At 35.9% G+C, this 21685-nt stretch carries 22 protein-coding genes; 13 read left to right on the top strand and 9 right to left on the bottom strand.

The annotated features are described in order from the left end of the window. The 3 genes from ACOCEA_RS08130 to ACOCEA_RS08120 are packed head-to-tail and all read left to right on the top strand — an operon-like array spanning position 1 to position 2260. On the top strand, positions 1 to 1350 hold the full coding sequence (locus ACOCEA_RS08130) for a DNA recombination protein RmuC (RefSeq protein ID WP_420755729.1): 1350 nt from the start codon (positions 1 to 3) through the stop codon (positions 1348 to 1350). Further along, on the top strand, positions 1350 to 1715 hold the full coding sequence (locus tag ACOCEA_RS08125; protein ID WP_420755728.1) for a 6-phosphogluconate dehydrogenase: 366 nt from the start codon (positions 1350 to 1352) through the stop codon (positions 1713 to 1715). The genes ACOCEA_RS08130 and ACOCEA_RS08125 overlap by 1 nt, the downstream gene beginning before the upstream one ends. Further along, the gene (locus tag ACOCEA_RS08120; RefSeq protein WP_420755727.1) at positions 1715 to 2260 is read left to right on the top strand and encodes an acyl-CoA thioesterase; all 546 of its coding nucleotides are present in this window, start codon (positions 1715 to 1717) and stop codon (positions 2258 to 2260) included. The genes ACOCEA_RS08125 and ACOCEA_RS08120 overlap by 1 nt, the downstream gene beginning before the upstream one ends. Positions 2261 to 2312: 52 nt before the next feature. Here the strand turns inward: ACOCEA_RS08120 and pgl are convergent, their stop codons facing one another. Together pgl and zwf are read right to left on the bottom strand one after the other, a co-directional pair. Then, positions 2313 to 3026 carry a 6-phosphogluconolactonase gene (gene pgl / locus ACOCEA_RS08115; protein WP_420756219.1) on the bottom strand — a complete coding sequence of 238 codons (714 nt, stop codon included), beginning with the start codon at positions 3024 to 3026 and terminating at the stop codon, positions 2313 to 2315. 21 nt (positions 3027 to 3047) lie between these two features. After that, positions 3048 to 4580, bottom strand: coding sequence for a glucose-6-phosphate dehydrogenase (gene zwf / locus ACOCEA_RS08110; protein ID WP_420755726.1), 1533 nt, complete (start codon positions 4578 to 4580; stop codon positions 3048 to 3050). Between the two features lie 143 nt (positions 4581 to 4723). On the opposite strand from zwf, the gene gndA reads away from it, so the two are divergent. The 6 genes from gndA (at position 4724) to ACOCEA_RS08080 (ending at position 10912) form a co-directional block, all read left to right on the top strand. Beyond that, on the top strand, positions 4724 to 6133 hold the full coding sequence (gndA, locus tag ACOCEA_RS08105) for an NADP-dependent phosphogluconate dehydrogenase (RefSeq protein ID WP_420755725.1): 1410 nt from the start codon (positions 4724 to 4726) through the stop codon (positions 6131 to 6133). Positions 6134 to 6880: 747 nt separating this feature from the next. Continuing rightward, positions 6881 to 8284, top strand: coding sequence for a serine hydrolase domain-containing protein (locus ACOCEA_RS08100; RefSeq protein ID WP_420755724.1), 1404 nt, complete (start codon positions 6881 to 6883; stop codon positions 8282 to 8284). Positions 8285 to 8452: 168 nt separating this feature from the next. Then, on the top strand, positions 8453 to 8938 hold the full coding sequence (locus ACOCEA_RS08095) for a hypothetical protein (protein ID WP_420755723.1): 486 nt from the start codon (positions 8453 to 8455) through the stop codon (positions 8936 to 8938). Positions 8939 to 9001: 63 nt separating this feature from the next. After that, on the top strand, positions 9002 to 9430 hold the full coding sequence (locus ACOCEA_RS08090; RefSeq protein WP_420755722.1) for an MBOAT family O-acyltransferase: 429 nt from the start codon (positions 9002 to 9004) through the stop codon (positions 9428 to 9430). A 185-nt stretch (positions 9431 to 9615) separates the two neighbouring features. Next, entirely contained in the window at positions 9616 to 10455 is an 840-nt protein-coding gene (gene ygiD, locus ACOCEA_RS08085) for a 4,5-DOPA-extradiol-dioxygenase (RefSeq protein ID WP_420755721.1), read from the top strand. Between the two features lie 106 nt (positions 10456 to 10561). Beyond that, positions 10562 to 10912, top strand: coding sequence for a ribose-5-phosphate isomerase (locus ACOCEA_RS08080; protein WP_420755720.1), 351 nt, complete (start codon positions 10562 to 10564; stop codon positions 10910 to 10912). A gap of 49 nt (positions 10913 to 10961) precedes the next feature. On the opposite strand, the gene carB is transcribed toward ACOCEA_RS08080, so the two are convergent. Next, positions 10962 to 13814, bottom strand: a complete 2853-nt coding sequence (carB, locus tag ACOCEA_RS08075; protein ID WP_420755719.1) for a carbamoyl-phosphate synthase large subunit — start codon at positions 13812 to 13814, stop codon at positions 10962 to 10964. A 90-nt stretch (positions 13815 to 13904) separates the two neighbouring features. Continuing rightward, positions 13905 to 14066 carry a 50S ribosomal protein L34 gene (rpmH, locus tag ACOCEA_RS08070; RefSeq protein ID WP_084696363.1) on the bottom strand — a complete coding sequence of 54 codons (162 nt, stop codon included), beginning with the start codon at positions 14064 to 14066 and terminating at the stop codon, positions 13905 to 13907. 261 nt (positions 14067 to 14327) lie between these two features. Between rpmH and ACOCEA_RS08065 the strand changes: the two genes are divergently transcribed. Then, the gene (locus ACOCEA_RS08065) at positions 14328 to 14843 is read left to right on the top strand and encodes a DUF2892 domain-containing protein (RefSeq protein ID WP_420755718.1); all 516 of its coding nucleotides are present in this window, start codon (positions 14328 to 14330) and stop codon (positions 14841 to 14843) included. Between the two features lie 2 nt (positions 14844 to 14845). Here the strand turns inward: ACOCEA_RS08065 and ACOCEA_RS08060 are convergent, their stop codons facing one another. Continuing rightward, positions 14846 to 15799: a lytic transglycosylase domain-containing protein gene (locus ACOCEA_RS08060; RefSeq protein ID WP_420755717.1), complete on the bottom strand. Its 954-nt coding sequence runs from the start codon at positions 15797 to 15799 to the stop codon at positions 14846 to 14848. A gap of 44 nt (positions 15800 to 15843) precedes the next feature. After that, the gene (locus tag ACOCEA_RS08055; protein ID WP_420755716.1) at positions 15844 to 16506 is read right to left on the bottom strand and encodes an alpha/beta fold hydrolase; all 663 of its coding nucleotides are present in this window, start codon (positions 16504 to 16506) and stop codon (positions 15844 to 15846) included. A gap of 166 nt (positions 16507 to 16672) precedes the next feature. On the opposite strand from ACOCEA_RS08055, the gene ACOCEA_RS08050 reads away from it, so the two are divergent. Continuing rightward, positions 16673 to 16966: a GNAT family N-acetyltransferase gene (locus tag ACOCEA_RS08050; RefSeq protein ID WP_420755715.1), complete on the top strand. Its 294-nt coding sequence runs from the start codon at positions 16673 to 16675 to the stop codon at positions 16964 to 16966. Between the two features lie 29 nt (positions 16967 to 16995). Here the strand turns inward: ACOCEA_RS08050 and mtaB are convergent, their stop codons facing one another. From mtaB to ACOCEA_RS08035, 3 genes are all read right to left on the bottom strand, one after another. Continuing rightward, a complete protein-coding gene (gene mtaB, locus ACOCEA_RS08045; protein ID WP_420755714.1) occupies positions 16996 to 18324 on the bottom strand; it encodes a tRNA (N(6)-L-threonylcarbamoyladenosine(37)-C(2))-methylthiotransferase MtaB in 1329 nt (442 codons plus the stop codon). A 28-nt stretch (positions 18325 to 18352) separates the two neighbouring features. Next, positions 18353 to 19528 (bottom strand): GlmU family protein, encoded by a 1176-nt coding sequence (locus tag ACOCEA_RS08040; RefSeq protein WP_420755713.1) that lies wholly within the window; start codon positions 19526 to 19528, stop codon positions 18353 to 18355. Between the two features lie 141 nt (positions 19529 to 19669). Beyond that, positions 19670 to 19945, bottom strand: a complete 276-nt coding sequence (locus tag ACOCEA_RS08035; protein ID WP_420755712.1) for a type B 50S ribosomal protein L31 — start codon at positions 19943 to 19945, stop codon at positions 19670 to 19672. 180 nt (positions 19946 to 20125) lie between these two features. Between ACOCEA_RS08035 and ACOCEA_RS08030 the strand changes: the two genes are divergently transcribed. Both ACOCEA_RS08030 and ACOCEA_RS08025 read left to right on the top strand, forming a co-directional pair. Then, positions 20126 to 20647, top strand: a complete 522-nt coding sequence (locus tag ACOCEA_RS08030) for a DUF4199 domain-containing protein (RefSeq protein WP_420755711.1) — start codon at positions 20126 to 20128, stop codon at positions 20645 to 20647. A 46-nt stretch (positions 20648 to 20693) separates the two neighbouring features. Then, positions 20694 to 21668 carry a glycosyltransferase family 2 protein gene (locus ACOCEA_RS08025; RefSeq protein ID WP_420755710.1) on the top strand — a complete coding sequence of 325 codons (975 nt, stop codon included), beginning with the start codon at positions 20694 to 20696 and terminating at the stop codon, positions 21666 to 21668. Positions 21669 to 21685 lie beyond the last annotated feature (17 nt).

Below are 21685 nucleotides of genomic sequence, written 5' to 3'. Positions count from 1 at the left end.
ATGAACGATATCCTTATTTATATATTAACCGGATGTATTTGCCTTGCCATTGGCTTTTTACTTGGCAATTATATTCAAAAACTAAAAACCAAATCAAGTCAGAGTAAGTTAGAGGAAGAAAACCGACAGTTGGATTTGGCAAAAGTGGCCTTGGAAAACAAAACCCTTGCCATTATTAACGAAAAAGAAGAACTACGATCAGAAAAGGAGCACCTGGGAAACCAAATCGTAAGGTACCAGGCCGATTTGGAAAATTTACAGTCCAAGAATAACGAACAGAAAGCTGAAGTGGAAAAACTTCAGGAAAAGTTTACCAAAGAGTTTGAAAATTTAGCAAACAAGATTCTAGAAGAAAAAAGTGTAAAGTTTACCGAGCGTAATGAGCGTAACATAAAGAACATCCTGATTCCCTTGAATGAGAAAATCCAATTGTTCGAGAAGAAAGTTGAAGAAAGTCAAAAAGAGAACATAAGCATACATTCTGCTTTAAAAGAGCAATTATTAAACCTCCAAACACAAAATTTAAAGATAACACAAGAGGCCGAAAACCTTACCAAAGCTTTAAAGGGCGACAGTAAAATGCAAGGAAATTGGGGAGAATTAGTGTTGGAACGTGTTCTGGAAAAATCTGGATTGGAAAAAGATAGGGAATATACCGTTCAACAAAGTTTTACAAAGGAAGATGGCACTAAAGTACTGCCAGATGTTATTATCAATTTGCCAGATGGCAAAAAGATGATTGTAGATTCCAAGGTCTCCTTAACCGATTACGAACGCTATGTAAATGCAGAGGATGCGTTACAGGAAAAATTCTTGAAAGATCATATTAATTCACTTCGTAGGCATGTGGACCAATTATCGGCCAAGAAATATGAAGACCTGTATGAAATGGAAAGTCCAGATTTTGTTTTGATGTTTGTGCCCATAGAACCCGCTTTTGCCATTGCTATCAATAATGACAACTCATTATATAACAAAGCTTTTGAGCAGAACATAGTTATTGTTACCCCGTCTACATTATTGGCCACATTACGCACAATAGATAGTATGTGGAACAACGAGAAACAACAACGAAACGCCATTGAAATTGCACGCCAAGCAGGCGCTTTATATGATAAGTTTGAAGGTTTTGTGGGTGACTTGACTAAAGTAGGCAAGAAAATGGACGAAGCTAAATCTGAATACAAAGGTGCTATGAACAAACTGGTAGAAGGGCGTGGCAATATTATCACTAGTATAGAAAAGTTAAAGAAAATGGGTGCTAAAGCTAAAAAATCCATCCCAGAACCAATATTAAAGAGGGCTATTGAGGATGATTTTGAAGAAGAGGAACCTAAATTAAAACACTAATGAAAAAAATACTATTTCTATTTATTGGTGGAATCATTGCCTTAATGGCGCTGTACTACGCGTTTGTTTATTATGTGCCTTACAGTGAGGGTGTACGCTCTGGAGAACTTATAAAAATTAGCAATAAAGGGGTGTTGGTAAAGACATGGGAAGGTGAGATTAGCCAAGGCATTTCTGGCGCACAGATTTTTGCATTTTCTGTGTTGGATAAGGATAAAGACGTTATTGAAAAGCTAAAGGAATATCAGGGTAAGTATGTAAAAGTAAGTTACATAGAGCGCTATGCTACCTTCTTTTGGTTGGGCGATACAAAATATTTTATAACCGAAGTGGAACAGGAGCAATCTCCACATTTTAGAAATTAATGGAAAATTACAAAACTGTTGAGGAATCCCAAGTGGCCATTACAGAACTCATGCTTCCCGCCCATTCCAATTTTGGTGGCAAGGTACATGGCGGCTATATTTTAAACCTTATGGACCAGATTGCTTTTGCCTGTGCATCGAAGCATTCGCAGCGTTACTGTGTTACAGCATCGGTAAACCGGGTAAATTTCCTTAATCCTATTGAGGTTGGCGAATTGGTCACACTAAAAGCCAGTATTAACTTCACAGGCCGTACTTCTATGGTGGTAGGAGTTCGTGTAGAATCGGAAAACATTACCACAGGAGAAACAAAACATTGCAATTCTTCCTATTTTACCATGGTGGCCAAAGGTCCAAACGGTGAAAACGTATCCATACCCGGACTTTTAGTGAAAAATGAACAAGGTGTACGTAGGTTTGCACGTAGTAAATACAGAAAATTAGAAGCACAAAAGCGAGACACCAAATTTGAATCCTCTAGCTTTAAAGCTTCTGATTATTTGGAAGAACTCACCAAGGAAAATTGTAAAATTGTATTGGATTAACTCCTAAACTAAATTTGATTTTTTTGGTAATATACATGCTCACATAGTTTTTTTAGTTGATTTCAGATGCGGCGTCTTCATCCAAAAACCAAAGTAGCCGTTTAGAAGCGGGAGAAACCAAAGAAGCGGGAAATACTTCAAATCCTTGCTCTTTTTTAGTGATAATCCTTACTTTTTCTGACTTTCCAGCACCTGTGACCAAGAAAACGACTTCCTTGGCATTGTTTATTATTTTGCCTGTGATGGAAACCCGTTTTTGACCAGATTCTGGATGTACTGCAACGACACAATTTTGACTAGCATCCCATAAATCTATTTCATGTGGGAAAATGGATGCTGTATGTCCGTCATCCCCCATTCCCAAAATGACCAAATCAAACTGCGGAACGTAATTGGCCAAGGGTAAGTTTTCTTCTAAAACTTCCGAATAACGCCCTGCCTCATCTTCGGGTTTGTTTTCTCCTTTTATACGGTGAATATTTCCCTCAGGTATCTGAATTTTGGATAACAAATGTTCAACCGTCATTTTGTAATTGCTATCATCATCCCTAGGTGGCACACAACGTTCGTCTCCCCAATAAAAATGGATGGTATCCCAATTAATCTCTTCGGCATATAAATCGGCCAAAACATCAAATACAATTTTTGGGGTACTCCCACCGGACAAGGCGATATGAATAGCGTCCTTACCAGCAACAAAATCCTTTAAATACTTAGAAAATTTCTGTGCAACTTCTTGTTTGTCCTTATAAATATTTAATTCCATTTCATTTTTCATTTTAACCTATTAACAAATAACACAGAAATTATCATCATCCGTTAAATTAGGCCCAGGATTACGCCAAGAGCCAATACCATCTATTAAATTATCTGCATTTTCTGGACCCCAAACACCTGATGGGTAGCCATACATACGTACATCTTCCCCCTTACTCCAATAATTTAAAATAGGGTCTACAAACTCCCAAGCTGCCTCCACTTCGTCTGCACGTGCGTACAAAGTAGCATCACCTTGCATAGCATCCAACAGCAAACGCTCATAGGCTTCCATTACATGGTTTTCTACTAGGCTAGAGTAATAGAAATCAAGATTGGCGCGCTCAACCTTAAAACCTTGCCCAGGTACCTTTACACCGAATTTCACAAGTATCCCCTCGTCGGGCTGAATCCTAATTATTAACTTATTATCCTTGTTTTGCATTCCAGAATCTTTAAAGATCTGATGGTGCGGTGTTTTAAAATGAATTACCACCTCAGTGACCTTAGTAGGCATTCTTTTAGCGGTCCGTACATAAAAGGGAACGTCTTTCCATCTCCAATTGTCTACAAAGAATTTTATCGCAGCATAGGTTTCCGTAGTAGAATTTTCACCTACCCCTTCTTCCTCACGATAACCCCTTACTTTTTCACCATCTATCTCTGAGGCCATATATTGGGCCCTAATAGTATTATCGTGTAGGGTTTGCTCATCTTTCATGATACGGAGCGATTTTAAGGCCTTTACCTTTTCATTACGTATTTCCTCTGGCTGGTCACCAATTGGTGGTTCCATTACAATTAAAGAAACAATCTGTAAAAGGTGATTCTGGAACATATCACGTAACGCACCAGATTTATCATAGTAACCACCACGCTTTTCAACGCCAACACTTTCTGCATTGGTAATCTCTATATGGTGAATATAGTTTCTGTTCCAAAGTGGTTCAAAAATACTATTGGCAAAACGAGTTACCAGCAAGTTTTGCACGGTTTCCTTACCCAAATAGTGGTCAATTCTATAAATTTGCTCTTCCGTAAAGTGATTTTGGATGCCCTTGTTCAACGCTTTGGCAGTCTCCAAACTATACCCAAAAGGTTTTTCTACAATCAACCGTTTCCAACCGTTATTTTGGGTGCTAAGTCCAGCTTCCGCTAAATTCTTGGCTATGGTCTCATATAATGTTGGTGGCGTAGAAAGGTAATACATGATATTTCCACCAGTATTAAACTTATCGTTCAAATCCCCTACCCTGGTCCTAAGCTTACCATAATGCGTATCGTAATCGCCACCCAAATCCTCATAAAAAAACTTATTGGCAAATTTAGATACCCAATTTTCATCTAAGTCTTCAATTTTATCCTTTAGATAGGTACTTTCCAAAACTACTTTTTCCCTGAATTCCGCATCGGTCATATCGCTACGACTGGCTCCTAAAACAACAAAATTTTCAGGTAATTGATCAGCTACAAATAAATTAAAAAGTGCAGGTACCAATTTACGGGCTGTAAGGTCTCCCGATGCACCAAAGATCACCAACATTTGGTTTTCTGTCTTCTTCATAGGTTCTTAAAAAAGTTTCAAGGGTTAAAAGTATCGAAAAGAATAGGCTTTACCAATGAGATTACAATAAGATAGTGACCATTATAGATATTTTCGTTTATTTTTGGCTTTTACTGATATTAAAATAAGAAAAAGTACACTTTATGGAGCAGAAATACGATTTTGGATTAGTTGGATTGGGCGTAATGGGACGTAATTTTATCTTGAACGTTGCCGATAACGGTTTTACCGCTTTTGGAAACGATTTAGACAAGGAAAAGGTGAATGCTTTAATTGAGGAAGGTGGGGACACAAAAAAGGTAAATGCCACATCAGACGCCAAAACTTTTATTGATGCCCTTACTACCCCTAGAAAGATTATGTTGTTGGTGCCCGCAGGAAAAGTGGTAGATATAGTGATTGAAAGTCTTTTGCCTAATTTGGACAAGGGTGATATCATTATTGATGGTGGCAACTCTTTTTATACCGATACGGACAGGCGGGAGGCCTACTTGGCCGAAAAAGGGATTAACTTTTTTGGCGCAGGTGTTTCAGGTGGTGCCAAAGGAGCTAGAAAAGGCCCAAGTATTATGCCTGGTGGCAACAAGGAAGCCTACCAACATGTAAAGCCTATTTTTGAGGCAGTATCCGCTAAATATAACGGAGAGCCCTGTGTAGCCTATTTAGGCCCGAAATCCGCAGGGAACTATGTAAAAATGGTACATAACGGTATTGAGTACGGACTAATGCAACTTACTTCCGAAATATATGATGTGCTTAAAAAAGGAGGTGATTTTACCAATGATGAGCTGCATGCCACTTTTGCCAAATGGAATGCTGGACGTTTACAGTCTTTTTTAGTTGAGATAACCTCTGAGATTTTTGAACAGGAAGATGATTTGGGCCCAGGAAGGTTGGTTGATAGTATTTTGGACAAGGCCAAACAAAAGGGAACTGGAAAATGGACGAGCCAAAATGCCATGGACCTTGGTATTCCGGTACCATCCATTGATGTTGCCGTAAGCATGCGCGAAATTTCTGCACTTAAGGAAGAACGTGTTGCTGCAGATAAGCTTTATGACAGGCCCCAAGTAGCACATATGGACAAGGCCCAGTTAGAAAAAATAACCGAAGAAGCCTTGTATTTTTCATTTATCATTACCTATGCACAAGGGTTGCACCAATTGGCGGATGCCTCTAATGAATATGGTTATGAATTGGATATTGCAGAAATAGCTAAAATATGGCGTGCCGGTTGTATCATACGTGCCGGTTTATTGGCCGATATTACCGAGGCTTTTAAGGCAGACCCAGTATTGCCTAATTTACTGTTATCACCAACATTTGTAGAGAAGGTAAAGGGAACTGTAGATTCTGCCCGTGAATTGGTAAGTTATGCCGCTAAAAACGGAATACCATTACCAGGACTTTCTAACTCATTAACCTATTTTGATGCTTACACCTCTAGTAGGTTGCCTTTGAACCTTATACAAGCCCAACGCGATTATTTTGGTTCACACACCTATGAAAGATTGGACCGAGAAGGTATTTTCCACACAGAATGGGAGAAGTAATTTTATAGATAGGATATCATCTACAATGATGGTATCCTATTGTTGTGCTTCATTGAAAAAATTAACAAAACTAATTGAAAGAAAAAAAATATTCTTGGAATAATTATAAGCCTTTTTGGACTATTCATTATCGACATTGAATTAAGAAAAAATTCAAAAAGTGGAGAAAACAATTTAGCGTTTACTTTTATGTGTCTCTTCATTGTTTTGTTGGAGCTTTTATTGTTATCTCTTTTAATAAGAAAAAGTCAAATATGTAATATTGACTAATTACTGAAAACAGTGCTGAAATTTACATCAATTTTTTAGTTCTGATTTGGATTTTTTACTCAATAGGAATTAAAACCTTTGGAATCAAATATAACCTGAACATAGAGAAGAAAATCCTGTTTTAAAAATGCTAAAGGAGTTGATCGAAAAATAAAAACCTGTAGCTAATTATGGTTTTAAAAAATATGGCATAAATCGCTATATTTATTTAGTTGGTATTATTTGCCAAGACCTTTAGAACTTAAGGATTAACTAATAGGATTTCTATTTATAATAAGTAATTTGCGATAACGCTGCACTAAGTTGTCAATTAAAAAATAAAACAATTATGAAACATAAAGCTTTGTTTTTGTGCGCTGACCTGTCGTCAGTACGGGAGGTAAAAGCTTTTACTTGCCTCCCACTACCCTTTGCCAAAACGTTGCCCGTTATTTAAGGAAATGAAATGCTATAAATAAAAATCAAAGACCTAATAAAATGAAAACATACCTCACATTTATTATAGTTCTGGTCACAAATTTAATTTTTGCCCAAAACCTTCAATTTTCAGAACTGCTTAACTATTATAAGTCAGAAAAGCATTTCAATGGTGTAGTGCTTGTTGCCACGAATGGGAAAATTGATTTTTTAAGCAGTGTTGGCATCGGAAATCGGCAAAATGGATCGGTTTTAAATACCAAATCCAAATTCAAAATTGCCTCTATGACTAAAGTATTTACGGCAGTGATGATTATGAAGCTAGTTGAAGAAAATAAGTTATTTCTTGGCGACACAATTGGTGAATACCTACCAAATTACCAAGGTGAAGGAAAAGACAAAGTTACTATTCATCAATTATTGACCTATTCCTCTGGAATTCAAAACATATTGGACTCTCTTGGTTTAATACCCTACCAAGTTGACAAAACTTTGGATGACTTTATTGAATCATATTGTTCAGGGCAATTGCTGTACCCTCCCGGGGAAAAATCCGAATATGGTAACACTGAGTATATCCTACTTCATAAAATTATTGAAACGGTTTCCAAGGTAAGTTATGATGCCTATTTGAAGGAAGCTATAGTAGCTCCCCTTGGATTGGAACACACGCAAATGGTAAATTCTAAAGAAATTAATTTAGGTCTATTACCAAGTTATACTTATGAAGATTCACTCAGTGTATTTTATAATGATGCCCCATATTATCCTGAACTCTATTTTGGATCAGGTGCTTTATATTCTACCGTTGAAGACTTGCTAAAGTTTGATCAGGCACTTTTCACTAACACGATACTAAATAAGGAATCTACTGAAAAACTATTAACAATCCATCCCGAACTGGGATATACAGCTTATGGGCTTTGGGGCTCGACAGGCTGGGGGAACTTTAGTGAACCATTCTATTATCGCACAGGTGCTATTTTAGGTGCTAATGCGAATTGGATTCATACCATGGAGAAAGGCAAAACCATTATCGTGTTGAGCAATACAAACGCCACTAATTTATATGAGCTATCAGAAAAAATGTATTTGACGAGTATTGGCAAACGGGTAGAAATTCCAGCAACCGAATTAGAAAATAATGCTGTTGCCATTGATGTTGAGAAAATCAAGGGTAATTGGAAAATTGATTTAAGACCAACGCCAAATAGCGAACCCTATCTAAAAGACCTTTATATTACTGAAGTATCAGGAAACGGATTTAGTGGGGAATTTTATGGCTCACAATTTTCAAACGCACTCGTAAACAATGACTGGGGCAAGCTACATTTTGCCTTTACGACAATTGATAACAGTTATACTTACTACCACTCAGGTTACTTTTCTGGCAACAGAATTTATGGTACCTCATATTCTGAAGGCAGGAAATTTATTTCATATTGGCAAGGAACAAAAGAATAAAAAGATAAGAAAAGCTCAACAATACCTATAATTCATTGTGGGCGAATTTCCTAGATGAAATCCTTAACTTTAGATAATTTACTTGGTTTCAGGGGCAAAAATCCAATTGGATTTTAACTCAACGATAGTGTAGCTGTAATGTTACAAACCATTTAATTACAAATCTAAATGAAGAGAAAAGAAGAAAAAGATATGAAAATCAAATTAGTACGCAATATTTTTTTGATTGTTCTAGGATTTCTAGCATTGGGTGCTGTTGGAGGTGGTATCGTACTAATAATCTCTCCAACTGGTGAGATGATAGGTCTACCGTTGTCTGAATTTAAAACTGTTCCTTTTGATAGTTTCTTAGTTCCTGGAATAATTTTATTGTCTATTCTAGGCGTTTTGCCTTCATTGTTGATAATAGCATTGCTAAAAAAACCCAAATCAAAAATTGCGGACCAAATTAATATTTTCAATGATATGCACTGGTCATGGACATTTAGTATTTATGTTGCTTTTTGCCTCATTGGCTGGATACAAATCCAATTGATATTTCTTCAAGGTGGCATACACTGGTTACATACATTTTATATGTTTTATGCAGTAGTAATTATCATCATCGCCCTCCTTCCCCAGATTAGAAGTTTGTACAGGAAAGAAACTCTGTAAAGAACTAGTAAACAATTTGTAACCAAGGCAATGGCAATTTTGGCAAAATATAAAAATTAAAAATTGAATTTATCAGATTATGTAAAAAGGAGAAATGGTGTGCCTTTAGGTCACAGTGATTCCCTACGAAATATGTTTATTCGTTCTCTGGGAGCCGGAACGTTTTCGAAATTTTGGCAACACTGGAATCCTATCTGGAGTTATTACCTAGGGAAAAATATTTTTAAACCGCTTAAATTAATTTTTCCACAGGCATTATCCCTGCTAATCACTTTTGTTGCCTGCGGATTTATTCATGATCTTGTGATTATGCTATTAAAATGGAAAATTACCTTACTCCTAACCCCATGGTTTTTCTTAATGGGCATTTGTGTAATTTTAGGTGACTATGCAAAAATTGACTATTCAAAATTTCCATGGATAGTGCGAGCTATACTAAACACAACAATTATTTCAAGTTGTTTGTTAATAGCGTATCAGGTAAGAATCTGATTATAGACATTAATTTTTAAATTAAAAAGAACCAAACTTAAAAACGATTTAAAGTATAGAAGAAATAGAGGCAAAAGTCTATACTTGAACCATTTTGATTTTTATTAAGTAAATTATTCTCCAAAAAAGTAAGTTATAATTTATCTGCTACAGCTCTTAAATAAACAATTAGCCATAAGGTCTAAATGAAAAAAACATCAAAATTAAAAAAGCTAGAAAATAGCACTCAGGCTTATTCAAATACCGAAAGAATGCCAGTGCTATTTTTAGGACATGGCTCGCCTATGAACGGTATAGAAGACAATGAATTTGTACAGGGTTTTAAAAAACAGGGGAAACAATTAAGTAAACCAAATGCGATTATTGTAGTATCTGCACATTGGGAAACCAAAGGTACTTTTGTTACCGCTATGCAACAACCTAGAACCATTCATGATTTTGGCGGATTTCCCAAAGCCCTTTATGAAGTACAATACCCTGCCCCAGGTAACCCAAAACTAGCAAAAGAGTTGACACATGAGGTAAAGCCTGAGAATACAATTGGATTAGATGATCAATGGGGCTTGGACCATGGGGCTTGGACCGTTGTTAAACATTTGTTCCCAAATGCAGATGTGCCCGTTATTCAATTAAGTATAAATTATACCCAAAAACCGGAATATCATTACCAGTTGGCAAAACAGTTGAAAAACCTAAGGGATAAGGGAGTTTTAATAATTGGCAGTGGTAACATGGTACATAATTTAAGGCAAGTTGCCTGGGATAAGATAAATGAAGATTATGGCTATGATTGGGCCATAGAGGCTGATGCCAAAATGAAACAGTGGATTTTAAATGGTGATCATAAGTCTTTAGTCAGTTTTCAAAAACAGGGTAAAGCTTTTGACTTGGCAATACCTACACCGGAACATTATATGCCTTTGCTTTATACTCTAGGCTTAAAAGATGACCAAGACGATATTCTTATTTTTAATAACAAACCTATTGGTGGTTCGTTAACTATGACCAGTGTGAAATTTGGATGATATGCTAACTTGGTCCTTATTTTTAAATTGATTTTTTACACTATCGTAGTTAAGACCTAATTCCCTAAACTGCATAATAATTAAAATATAAAACCGTATTTATAAAATGTCCAAAACGCAATATGCTATTTATGTTATAGAACTTTCAAAAAAAGTCTTTACGGAAAACCAAAGGTTTAGGGAGGCAAATCCACAATTCAACGGTGTTTTGGAATGTTTGTATGTAGGGATGACCAGTAAATCGCCTAAAGAACGGTTTGAGCAACACAAAAGTGGTTACAGAAATAAGAAAGGACACAATTTATCTTCCAATTTGGTTAAAAAGTATGGTTCTTATCTTAGACCAAGCCTTTATAATCATATCAAACCCATTTATTCACGTACAGAAGCATTAAAAATGGAGCAAATCTTAGCGTTGGAGTTAAGGCGTAAACGGTATGCTGTATGGTTTAATTAACAAAAAAAGCACCTACATTGAGGTGCCTTTTAAACTAAGTATGGTATTCTTATTTACTTAAATACATTTTTCTTCTAGCATAAAGGTTGTAGAACTCATCGTCCTTTAGGCTATCAATAAACAAAATACTCTCTCCTGTACTCTTCATCTCAGGGCCAAGGTTTTTGTTCACATTAGGGAATTTATTGAAAGAGAAAACAGGTTGCTTTATGGCATAACCTTCTAGTTCTGGTTTAAATTCAAAATCCTTGATTTTCTTTTCTCCCAACATTACCTTGGTTGCATAGTTCACATAAGGTTCTTTATAGGCTTTGGCTATAAAAGGTACGGTACGTGATGCCCTTGGGTTTGCTTCTATGATATAAACTGTATCATCCTTAATGGCAAACTGAATGTTAATTAATCCTACCGTATTTAATGCCAGGGCAATTTTCTTGGTATGGTCCTTAATCTGTTGCATTACAAATTCACCTAAGTTAAAAGGTGGTAAAGTAGCATTTGAATCGCCAGAATGAATACCACATGGCTCTATATGCTCCATGATACCTATAATGTAAACATCTTTACCGTCACAAATTGCATCTGCCTCGGCTTCAATAGCACCGTCCAAGTAATGGTCTAGAAGTAATTTATTATTCGGAATCTTTCGTAACAAATCCACAACATGCTCCTCCAGTTCCTCTTTGTTTATTACAATCTTCATTCCTTGTCCACCTAAAACATAGGAAGGTCTAACCAGCAACGGAAAATCTAACTCATCTGCAAGAATCAATGCCTCATCAGCGGATTCCGCCACACCGAATCTTGGAAAAGGAATGTCATTTTCCATTAGTAGTTTAGAGAAACTACCTCTATCTTCGGCTAAATCCAAGGACTCAAAACTGGTACCTATAATCTTGACGCCGTATTTAGAAAGTTTTTCAGCTAATTTCAAGGCAGTTTGACCACCTAACTGAACAATAACCCCTTCTGGTTTTTCATGACGGATAATATCATAAATATGTTCCCAAAATACTGGTTCAAAATATAGCTTGTCTGCAGTATCAAAATCAGTGGAAACTGTTTCTGGGTTACAATTGATCATAATAGTCTCATAACCACACTCAGCCGCAGCCAAAACACCATGAACACAGCAATAATCAAACTCAATCCCCTGTCCTATGCGGTTTGGTCCAGAGCCCAAAACAACAATTTTCTTCCTATCTGTTACCACACTATCGTTTTCTACATAACGTGTGCCATCTGGTTTTTCTATTTCTGCTTCAAATGTAGAATAGTAGTATGGTGTCATTGCCTTAAACTCCGCCGCACAGGTATCTACCAGCTTATAAACCCGGTTGATGTTCAGCTCGGTTCTTTTGTTATATACTTCACTCTCATAACAATCCAACATATGGGCTATTTGACGATCGGCAAATCCTTTTTGTTTTGCTTCCAGTAATAAATCTTTAGAAAGACTGGCAATGGTATATTTTGAGATTTCTTTTTCTAAATAATGTAGTTCCTCATATTGCTTCAAGAACCACATATCAATCTTGGTAATCTCATGTATCCTACTAAGTGGAATACCCATTTGTATTGCGTCATAAATAACAAATACCCTATCCCAACTAGGAATGGTAAGTTTACTTATTATCTGATCGTAATCCTTATACCCCTTGCCATCGGCACCTAGACCATTTCTTTTGATTTCTAAAGATTGCGTTGCTTTGTGCAGTGCTTCTTGAAAAGAACGCCCAATTCCCATTACCTCTCCAACTGACTTCATTTGAAGTCCCAAGGTCCGGTCAGAACCCTCAAACTTATCAAAATTCCATCTAGGTATCTTTACGATCACATAATCCAATGTTGGCTCAAATAGGGCCGAAGTTGACTTTGTAATTTGATTTTCCAATTCATCCAAAGAATAACCAATGGCCAATTTGGTTGCTATTTTTGCAATGGGATACCCCGTTGCTTTAGAAGCCAAAGCGGATGACCTGGAAACCCTAGGGTTGATCTCAATGGCAATTATATCTTCTTTTTCATCTGGACTTACAGCAAACTGTACATTACAACCGCCTTCAAAATCCCCAATACTGCGCATCATTTTAATGGCCATGTCCCGCATTTTCTGAAAAGTACGGTCAGATAATGTCATAGCGGGTGCTACAGTAATAGAATCACCCGTATGGATACCCATTGGGTCCATATTTTCAATGGTACAGATAATAACAACATTATCATTCTTATCACGAAGAAGTTCCAACTCATATTCTTTCCAGCCCATTAAGGCCTTATCAATCATTACCTCATGAATAGGTGAAATTTCAAGTCCATGACTTAGCAATGCATCAAAATCCTCTGGCCTATACACTATGGAAGCCCCTGCCCCACCCAAGGTGTAGGAAGCTCTAATCACCAAAGGAAAACCAAATTCCTGGGCAATTTCCTTACCTTTTAAAAACGATGTAGCTGTTGCCTGAGGCGCCATACCCACACCAATCTTAAGCATTAGTTCACGAAATTGTTCACGATCTTCAGTTATATTAATCGCATCTATATCAACTCCTATTAATTCTACCCCGAAGTCTTCCCAAATTCCTTTTTTGTCAGCCTCAATACATAAATTCAATGCGGTTTGTCCACCCATTGTAGGTAGAACCGCATCAATCTGTGGATGTGCTTTCAGAATTTCTACGATAGATTTTGTGGTCAATGGTTTTAAGTAGACATGGTCTGCCATTGAAGGGTCTGTCATTATAGTCGCAGGGTTACTATTAATAAGTATGGTTTCAATACCATCCTCTCTTAAAGAACGTAATGACTGACTACCCGCGTAATCAAATTCACATGCCTGACCTATTATAATAGGGCCAGAACCAATCAATAAAATGGAGTTTAAATCTTTTCTTTTCGGCATTTTCTAAAATAGTGTTGTAGTTATTGGGCAAAAAAAAGGTGCTACTTTAAAAAAAGTAACACCTTCAATATTTTAAAACAAAATATTCATTTATTTCTTATGTCTTGGCTCAGAGGAAACAGTTAACTTTTTTCTTCCTTTAGCTCTTCTTCTCGCAAGAACCTTTCTTCCGTTTACGGAAGCCATACGCTCACGAAAACCGTGCTTATTTTTTCTCTTTCTCTTAGAAGGTTGGAATGTTCTTTTACTCATCGCCTATATATTTATTCTTTCTGTCTTTATTGCGTTACCTTTAAATGGGTAGGTAAAACTGGGCGCAAATATACAAAGAGTTTTTGCTTTCGCAAGGAGTAATTAAAAAAATATTTTTTAATGTTCTATACAGTCCAAAAGCATGGATTTCCCTAATTTTGCTCGAATGTTTTTTTACCTTAAACAAAGGTGTTTTCATTGTTTTTGATAAAAAAATTAGTTGTAAAGAACTTTAAAATAATCATCTTAAACCAAAGAACCATGTTCAATAAGAATATAAAACTTGTCATAGCAGGCCTAATTATTACCTATGCAGTATATCAATTTATAGAAGGGAATATAGGTAATGGTATTTTTCTCATCTTACTTTCCCTAATTTTTATTTTCCTTTATTTTAGAAATGAAATTATCCTCCTCGCTTTTTTAAGGATGAGAAAACAAGATTTGACCGGTACCCAAAATTGGCTCTCCAAAATTAAAAACCCAAAAGGGGCTTTAACTAAGAAACAACAGGGGTATTTTAATTATTTACACGGTATCATTTTTTCTCAAACCAATTTGACACAAGCTGAAAAATACTTCAAAAAAGCCCTAAAGCTAGGTTTGACAATGGATTATGACTATGCTATGGCAAAGTTAAGCTTAGCAGGAATTGCTATGCAAAAACGTCGTAAAAGAGAGGCTACCATGCTTCTAAATGAAGCAAAGAAGTTAGACAAGAACAACATGCTGACCGAGCAAATTAAGATGATGCAACAGCAAATGAAAAAAATATAGCCTTACTTAGATTCCTTATAATAGCCTTTATTAGGAATTTCTATAGTGTATTTTTTTTGGGAAGTGTTGTTTAAATGTGGTTCTCTTAGCCAAGGGTTATGACGTTTTAAAATCTTGTACGTTATTTCATATTCATTGGCAAAATCTGCAAAGTTGGTCACTGGCTTGTCAACTTCAACTGTAAATGTGGGTACTGCACTGTAAAGGTCTTCTTTCTCTATATGATATCCATATTTTTCTGGATGCGTTAAAATCTCTTTAATAGCCATAATCCTAAATAAATACCTACCTGTTTCCTCACCTAACAATAAATCATAATAGTTATCCACTTTCTGGATACCCATATACTTTTTAATAGCACCAGGGCCAGCATTATAAGTTGCCGCAGTAAGTGTCCAACTACCATAATTATCTTTCCATTTGTTTAAATATTTACAGGCAACCTCAGTAGATTTTTCTAAATGGTAACGCTCATCTACATTGGAATTAACCTCTAACCCATATTCTCTTCCGGTTTCTTTCATAATTTGCCAAAAACCTGTTGCCCCTGCAGGAGAAACCACGTTAGTTAAACCACTTTCGGCGACTGCCAAATATTTAAAATCATCAGGAATTCCATTTTTGGCCAAAATTGGCTCAATTACCGGAAAATATTTATGTGCCCTTTTCATTAACAAAAGCGCATTGGACTGCCAATAGGTATTTACCAAAAACTCCCTATCTACACGTTCCATTATTTCAGGGTCTTCTTGTGGCACAATTTCACCGGCAAAATTCAAATCGCTAGGTATATCAATAGCGGAAATACGATATTCAGATGCCACATTTTTATTTATACTGTCGTTCTCCACTGGCTGTAAAGCGGTTCTCACCTCATTAACGTTAACGGCAAAAACCAACGAACCTACCACAAATAAAACACCCAAAAGCATGAGTATATTTTTCAAGATCTTCATATCAAAAGTATTTAGTTACAACCAAAGGTATCAATAGAACTGTCTTAATCCAAAATAATTGTAGGCAAGTGTTCATTAAACCATTTTGCTCTGTGAATTATCATGGTATGTGTGCCATTCTTGACTAGAATACAATTCTTAATATTCGAAACAGGAAATACGGCATCCCTATCGCCTTGAATATGGACCAAATTATTGGGAAAAGTCTCTTGTTTCCAATTTACCATTTTATCCAAGCACCAGTCGATATATACTTTATCCCGTATTGATAAGTATTTTTTATACAAATCCAAACGCTTGGTCACTGTTTCCCCAAAAGCGTATTTGGCCAATAATTCCATATTATTCACCAATCCCGTAGGCAATAATTTATGGGCGCTTGTATAGCTCGCAAATAACATTCTTTTGGGAAGTTCCGATGTAAGTTTAACACTAGATATAATTATTATTTTGGAAACAGGAATTAATTTAGAAATTTCCTGCACTAATATGCCGCCAAAGGAAACCCCCACCAATATTGGATCACTATGGGTAATTAAAGAGCACATCTGTTGCGCATAATCAGCTAGACTCTGCTGTTTTGTAGGAGAGGTCCATTCTAATAAATGGCATTCAAATTTTTTCGAAGGGAGTATTATATATTCAAATATACTACTATGAGCTGCCATACCAGGCATAAAATAAACGTGAATTTTACTACCGCCCATAATTAGTGAACACTATAAAAACTAGGAATTTAGGTATTTTTTCATTACTTTTGAACATAGCTTGTTAATTTTTAAAAAACTTATTAATAACAAGCCATTAAGTTGACGAATTACGATTGAGAACATCGTATTTTTTTTGTCTAAAACCAAAACTAAAATCATCTATATGAACAATGTTACTATTAAGGACAATGCTTTCTTACGTCAATTTGAAGCGAATGTAGAGAACCATTTGGCAAAAATTGAATACTCTTCACAAGAAAGAAAAGTGTTTTTAACCAAGTTAGTAGTTCCTGAAGCAATTACCGAAGAGGGCTTTAAAGAAAATTTTATTAAAGCAGTTTTAAATCACCTTCAGGAGAAAAATTTACGAGTAGTCCCTACAAGTCCACAAATTGCAGGGTTTTTGAGAAAAAATAGACAATACAAGGAAATGTTACCGGTTGGTATACGGATCTAATTTGAAAAGCCTCTTTAAAGAGGCTTTTTTTACGCTGTTATTTTCTCATCCACAAAATCCATGGTTACCAAACCATCATCCCCAATCTCATTTAACTTAATTTTATGTATGGTATTTATTAAAGTGGGATTCCATGGGGTTTTAACCTTTACATAATTCTCGGTAAAACCATTTATATACCCTTCCTTATTCTCACTTTCAAATAAAACTTCCAGCTCAGTACCTAATTGGCTTTCATAAAAAGCCCTTCGTTTTTTAACTGACAATCCCCTTAACATCTTGCTTCGTTTATTTCTAACATTTTTTGGCACTATACCAGGCATACCTACCGCAAGGGTATTATCACGTTCAGAATAAGTAAAGACATGCAGATATGAAATATCAAGGTTATTTAAAAAGTGATATGTTTCTAGAAAATCCTCATCAGTCTCACCCGGAAATCCAACTATAACATCTACCCCAATACAACAATGGGGCATTGTAGATTTTATTTGAGCAATTCGTTCCGTATACAAGCTAGTTAAATAACGCCTTTTCATCAATTTTAGGATGGTATCGCTTCCACTTTGCAAGGGAATGTGAAAATGAGGCACAAATGAATCACTATTTGCAACAAATTCTATGGTTTCATTTTTTAATAGGTTTGGCTCAATAGAAGATATTCGCAGTCGGTTGATCCCTTCTACATTATCCAATGCCTTTACCAAGTCTAAAAATGTATGTTCGTGCTTTTTGTTTCCGAATTCCCCTTTACCGTAATCTCCAATATTTACGCCTGTAAGCACAATTTCCTTAATGCCTTGAGCGGCTATTTCTGCTGCATTATTCAGTACGTTCTCTAGCCTGTCACTTCTAGAAATACCTCTGGCCAAAGGAATAGTGCAATACGTGCATTTATAATCACAACCATCCTGCACTTTTAAAAAGGCTCTAGTACGATCACCAATGGCATAACTCCCAACATAAAAATCCGCTTCAGAAATCTCACAGGAATGTACTTCACCAAAATCATTTTTGGAGAGGTCATTGATATAATCGGTAATCTTAAATTTTTCGGTAGCCCCCAAGACCAAATCCACACCGTCAACAGCGGCCAGCTCTTCAGGTTTTAATTGGGCGTAGCATCCTACAGCCGCAATAAAGGCTTTTGCATTCTTGTTTTGCGCCTGTTTTACAATAGTCTTGAATTTTTTATCAGCATTGTCGGTCACAGAGCACGTATTTATAACATACATGTCTGCTTTCTCTGAGAAATCAACCCTTTGAAATCCTTCATCTACAAAACCTCTTGCAATGGTAGATGTTTCTGAAAAATTAAGTTTACAACCCAAGGTGTAAAATGCCACTTTTTTTTTCATTATGACCAATTCTATCGTTTACGTTACTTTAATAATTTCGCCATTTTTTGGTAATCTCAAACACATGGTTCAAAATATTGGCTTCAATATCGTTAAATTCAACATTTCTTCTTGCCATCATTACCTTAGCTGCCTCAAATGCTTTTGTAGGCATATATGTTGAAAAACCTGAGGCACCGCCCCAACTAAAACTTGGTACAAAATTTCTAGGAAACCCTGGCACATAAATATTTGAGCTAACACCAATTACAGTTCCTGTATTAAACATAGTGTTTATAGCAGTTTTACTATGGTCACCCATCATTAATCCACAAAATTGAAGCCCTGTATGCTCAAATTTTTCAGTGGCATAATTCCATAGTCTTACCTTGGCATAGTTGTTCTTAAGATTAGAGTTATTGGAATCCGCTCCAATATTACACCATTCCCCCAACACTGCATTACCTAGATAACCTTCATGACCCTTGCTACTATATCCAAAAATTACCGAGTTACTTACCTCCCCACAAACTTTTGAGTAAGGTCCAATAGTGGTTGGACCGTAAAGCTTACCTCCCATTTTTATGATTGCATTATCACATAAAGCCAAGCCGCCCCTTATTAAACTACCTTCCCAAATTTCTGCGTTTTTGCCAATATAAATTGGTCCCTCTGTTGCATTTAAGATACTATATTCAACCTTAGCACCTTCTTCCAAGAAGATACGTTCGGGATGAATTAAGCTATTTGTATTTGAAATAGGTTGACTTTTCCTTCCTTTGGTCAAGAAATCAAAATCTGCCTGAAGTGCTTCCCCATTTTTAGAGAATATATCCCAGGTGTTTAAAATCTGTACTATCTCACCATTGTAATTCAATTGGTCAAAGGATGAGACATCCTGATCCTTATCTGCGGTCTTACTCCAATATGCAATTATAATATCATCTTTTAACAAGACTTCATTTTCTGATAAATTCCTTAATTCCTGAACTAATTTTTCACTTGGTAAAATTGATGCATTGATCATCAAATTTGTATTGGCCAAGGTCAATGGATATTTCTCAGATAAATAATCCTCGGTAAGGTATGAAATGGGGCAATTTAAATAAGCTTCCCATTTTTCCCTTATTGTCATGATGCCAACCCGTATTTCCGCTACAGGCCTGGTAAAGGTAAAAGGCAATAGGTTATCTCTAACTGGTCCATCAAAAAGAATGCAATTCATGTATTTTAATTTATGCCAAAATTAACCAATCTAGACTACGTAAAACAACATTACTGACCAAGGGTAACAAAACCGGGATATATTTAAAACAAAAACACCCTCGATATCTTCGAGGGTGCTTACTTATTATATAGAAAAATACTATTCCTCCTCTTTCTTTGCAGCAGGTTTAGAAAATTTCTTGTACTTGTTCTTAAATTTATCAATACGTCCTGCTGTATCCAAAAATTTAGCCTTACCTGTGTAGAATGGATGGGATGTTCTTGAAATTTCCAATTTCACCAATGGGTATTCAACGCCATCAACTTCTAATGTCTCTTTGGTGTCAGCAGTAGATTTGGTTAAAAAAACCTCCTCGTTGGACATGTCCTTAAAGGCAACTAATCTATAATTTTCTGGGTGTATTCCTTTTCTCATTTTTAAAATATTTAATGTACCCATTCCGACGGGTACTCATTTTAAGGCTGCAAATTTAGTTAATTAATACAAACTAACAATTTAAAATACTAAAATTTATGAAATTTATTTCTTGTACATTATGTAACATTTTAATTTAAAACAATACTTATCCATTAATCAACTAAAAAACATTTTAAAATGGAGGAAAATAAACCAAAAACTGGAAAATTTGCTTTAAACTTTGGCACCATAACAGGTATTGTGGGAGTGGTATTCGCAATTATGCTCTTTGTTATGGATATGCATTATGAGCAAGGTGCAGGAGTCCAAATAACACAAACTGTTATATTGGCCTTAGGTATCGTGATAGGTATCATGCAATATAAAAAAGCCAATGAGGGACTTTTAGATATTTCAGATGCTTTAAAAGTAGGTGCTGGCGTTGCATTGATTGCCGGGATAATAGGCTTGCTTTGGTTTTTTACCCTATCCAATGTCCTAGAACCAGAATATATGGATAAGATGTACGAGATTGGGAAAGTGAAAGCTATGGAACAAAACCCTAATCTTACCGCAGAACAAATAGATCAAGGAATAGAAATGCAAAAGAAATTTGCTTGGATTTCGTACCCTGTTATATTGATTATCAATGTAGTTATAGGATTGGTGGTTGGTTTAATTGCAGGATTGGCCATGAAAAAACAAGAGGCTGCGTATTGATACTTTAGTAATTTGTACTTTTGGTATAGAATTCCTTAAGTAACAAATGCAACTATCCATAGTAATCCCATTACTAAACGAAGAAGAATCGCTCAAAGAGCTACATGATTGGATTGTATCCGTGATGCAATCCAATCATTTTTTATATGAAATTTTATTTGTGGATGATGGCTCTACCGATCAGTCTTGGGAAGTAATCAAAAGTCTTTCTAAACAAAACCCAAATGTTAAAGGCATACGATTTTTAAAGAATTTTGGAAAATCACAAGCATTACATGCGGGGTTTAAGGCCGTAGCAGGAGATGTTGTAATTACCATGGATGGAGATTTACAAGACAATCCAGAGGAAATCCCAGAATTATACCATCTAATAACCAATGAAGGTTATGATTTGGTTTCTGGCTGGAAGAAAAAACGCTACGATTCGGTCTTATTTAAAAACACACCTTCCAAATTATTTAATTGGGCCGCAAAAAAAACTTCAGGTGTTAAACTGCATGACTTTAATTGTGGCTTAAAAGCCTATGACAAAGCTGTGGTAAAAAACATAGAGGTCTCAGGAGAAATGCATAGATATATTCCCGTATTGGCTAAAAATGCAGGTTTTAATAAAATTGGGGAGAAAATTGTAAAACATCAAGCCCGCAAATATGGGAAGACCAAATTTGGAATGGAACGTTTCATAAATGGGTTTTTAGATTTGATTACTATTTGGTTCGTTTCTAAATTTGGAAAGCGCCCCATGCACTTATTTGGTGCCCTAGGCGTTTTAATGTTTATCATTGGTTTTGGATTTGCCATATATCTCGGAATTGATAAATTATTTATTAACCCTTTTGGGCGCTTGATCACAGATAGACCTCAATTCTACTTGGCCCTAACATCAATGGTTATTGGAACGCAATTATTTTTAGCCGGTTTTATTGGTGAAATATTAATAAGAAACCGCAAAAATGAGCTTCGCTATAGAATAGCGGAAGAAATAAATACGAATACAGAAGAAAAACAATATTCTTTGTAAATTTAAATTCAAACATA

Origin of the sequence: Maribacter luteocoastalis (assembly GCF_048890225.1) — a bacterium.
In the GTDB taxonomy this organism is placed as follows: Bacteria; Bacteroidota; Bacteroidia; order Flavobacteriales; family Flavobacteriaceae; genus Maribacter; species Maribacter luteocoastalis.
This window is presented reverse-complemented; position numbering and strand designations above follow the sequence as displayed.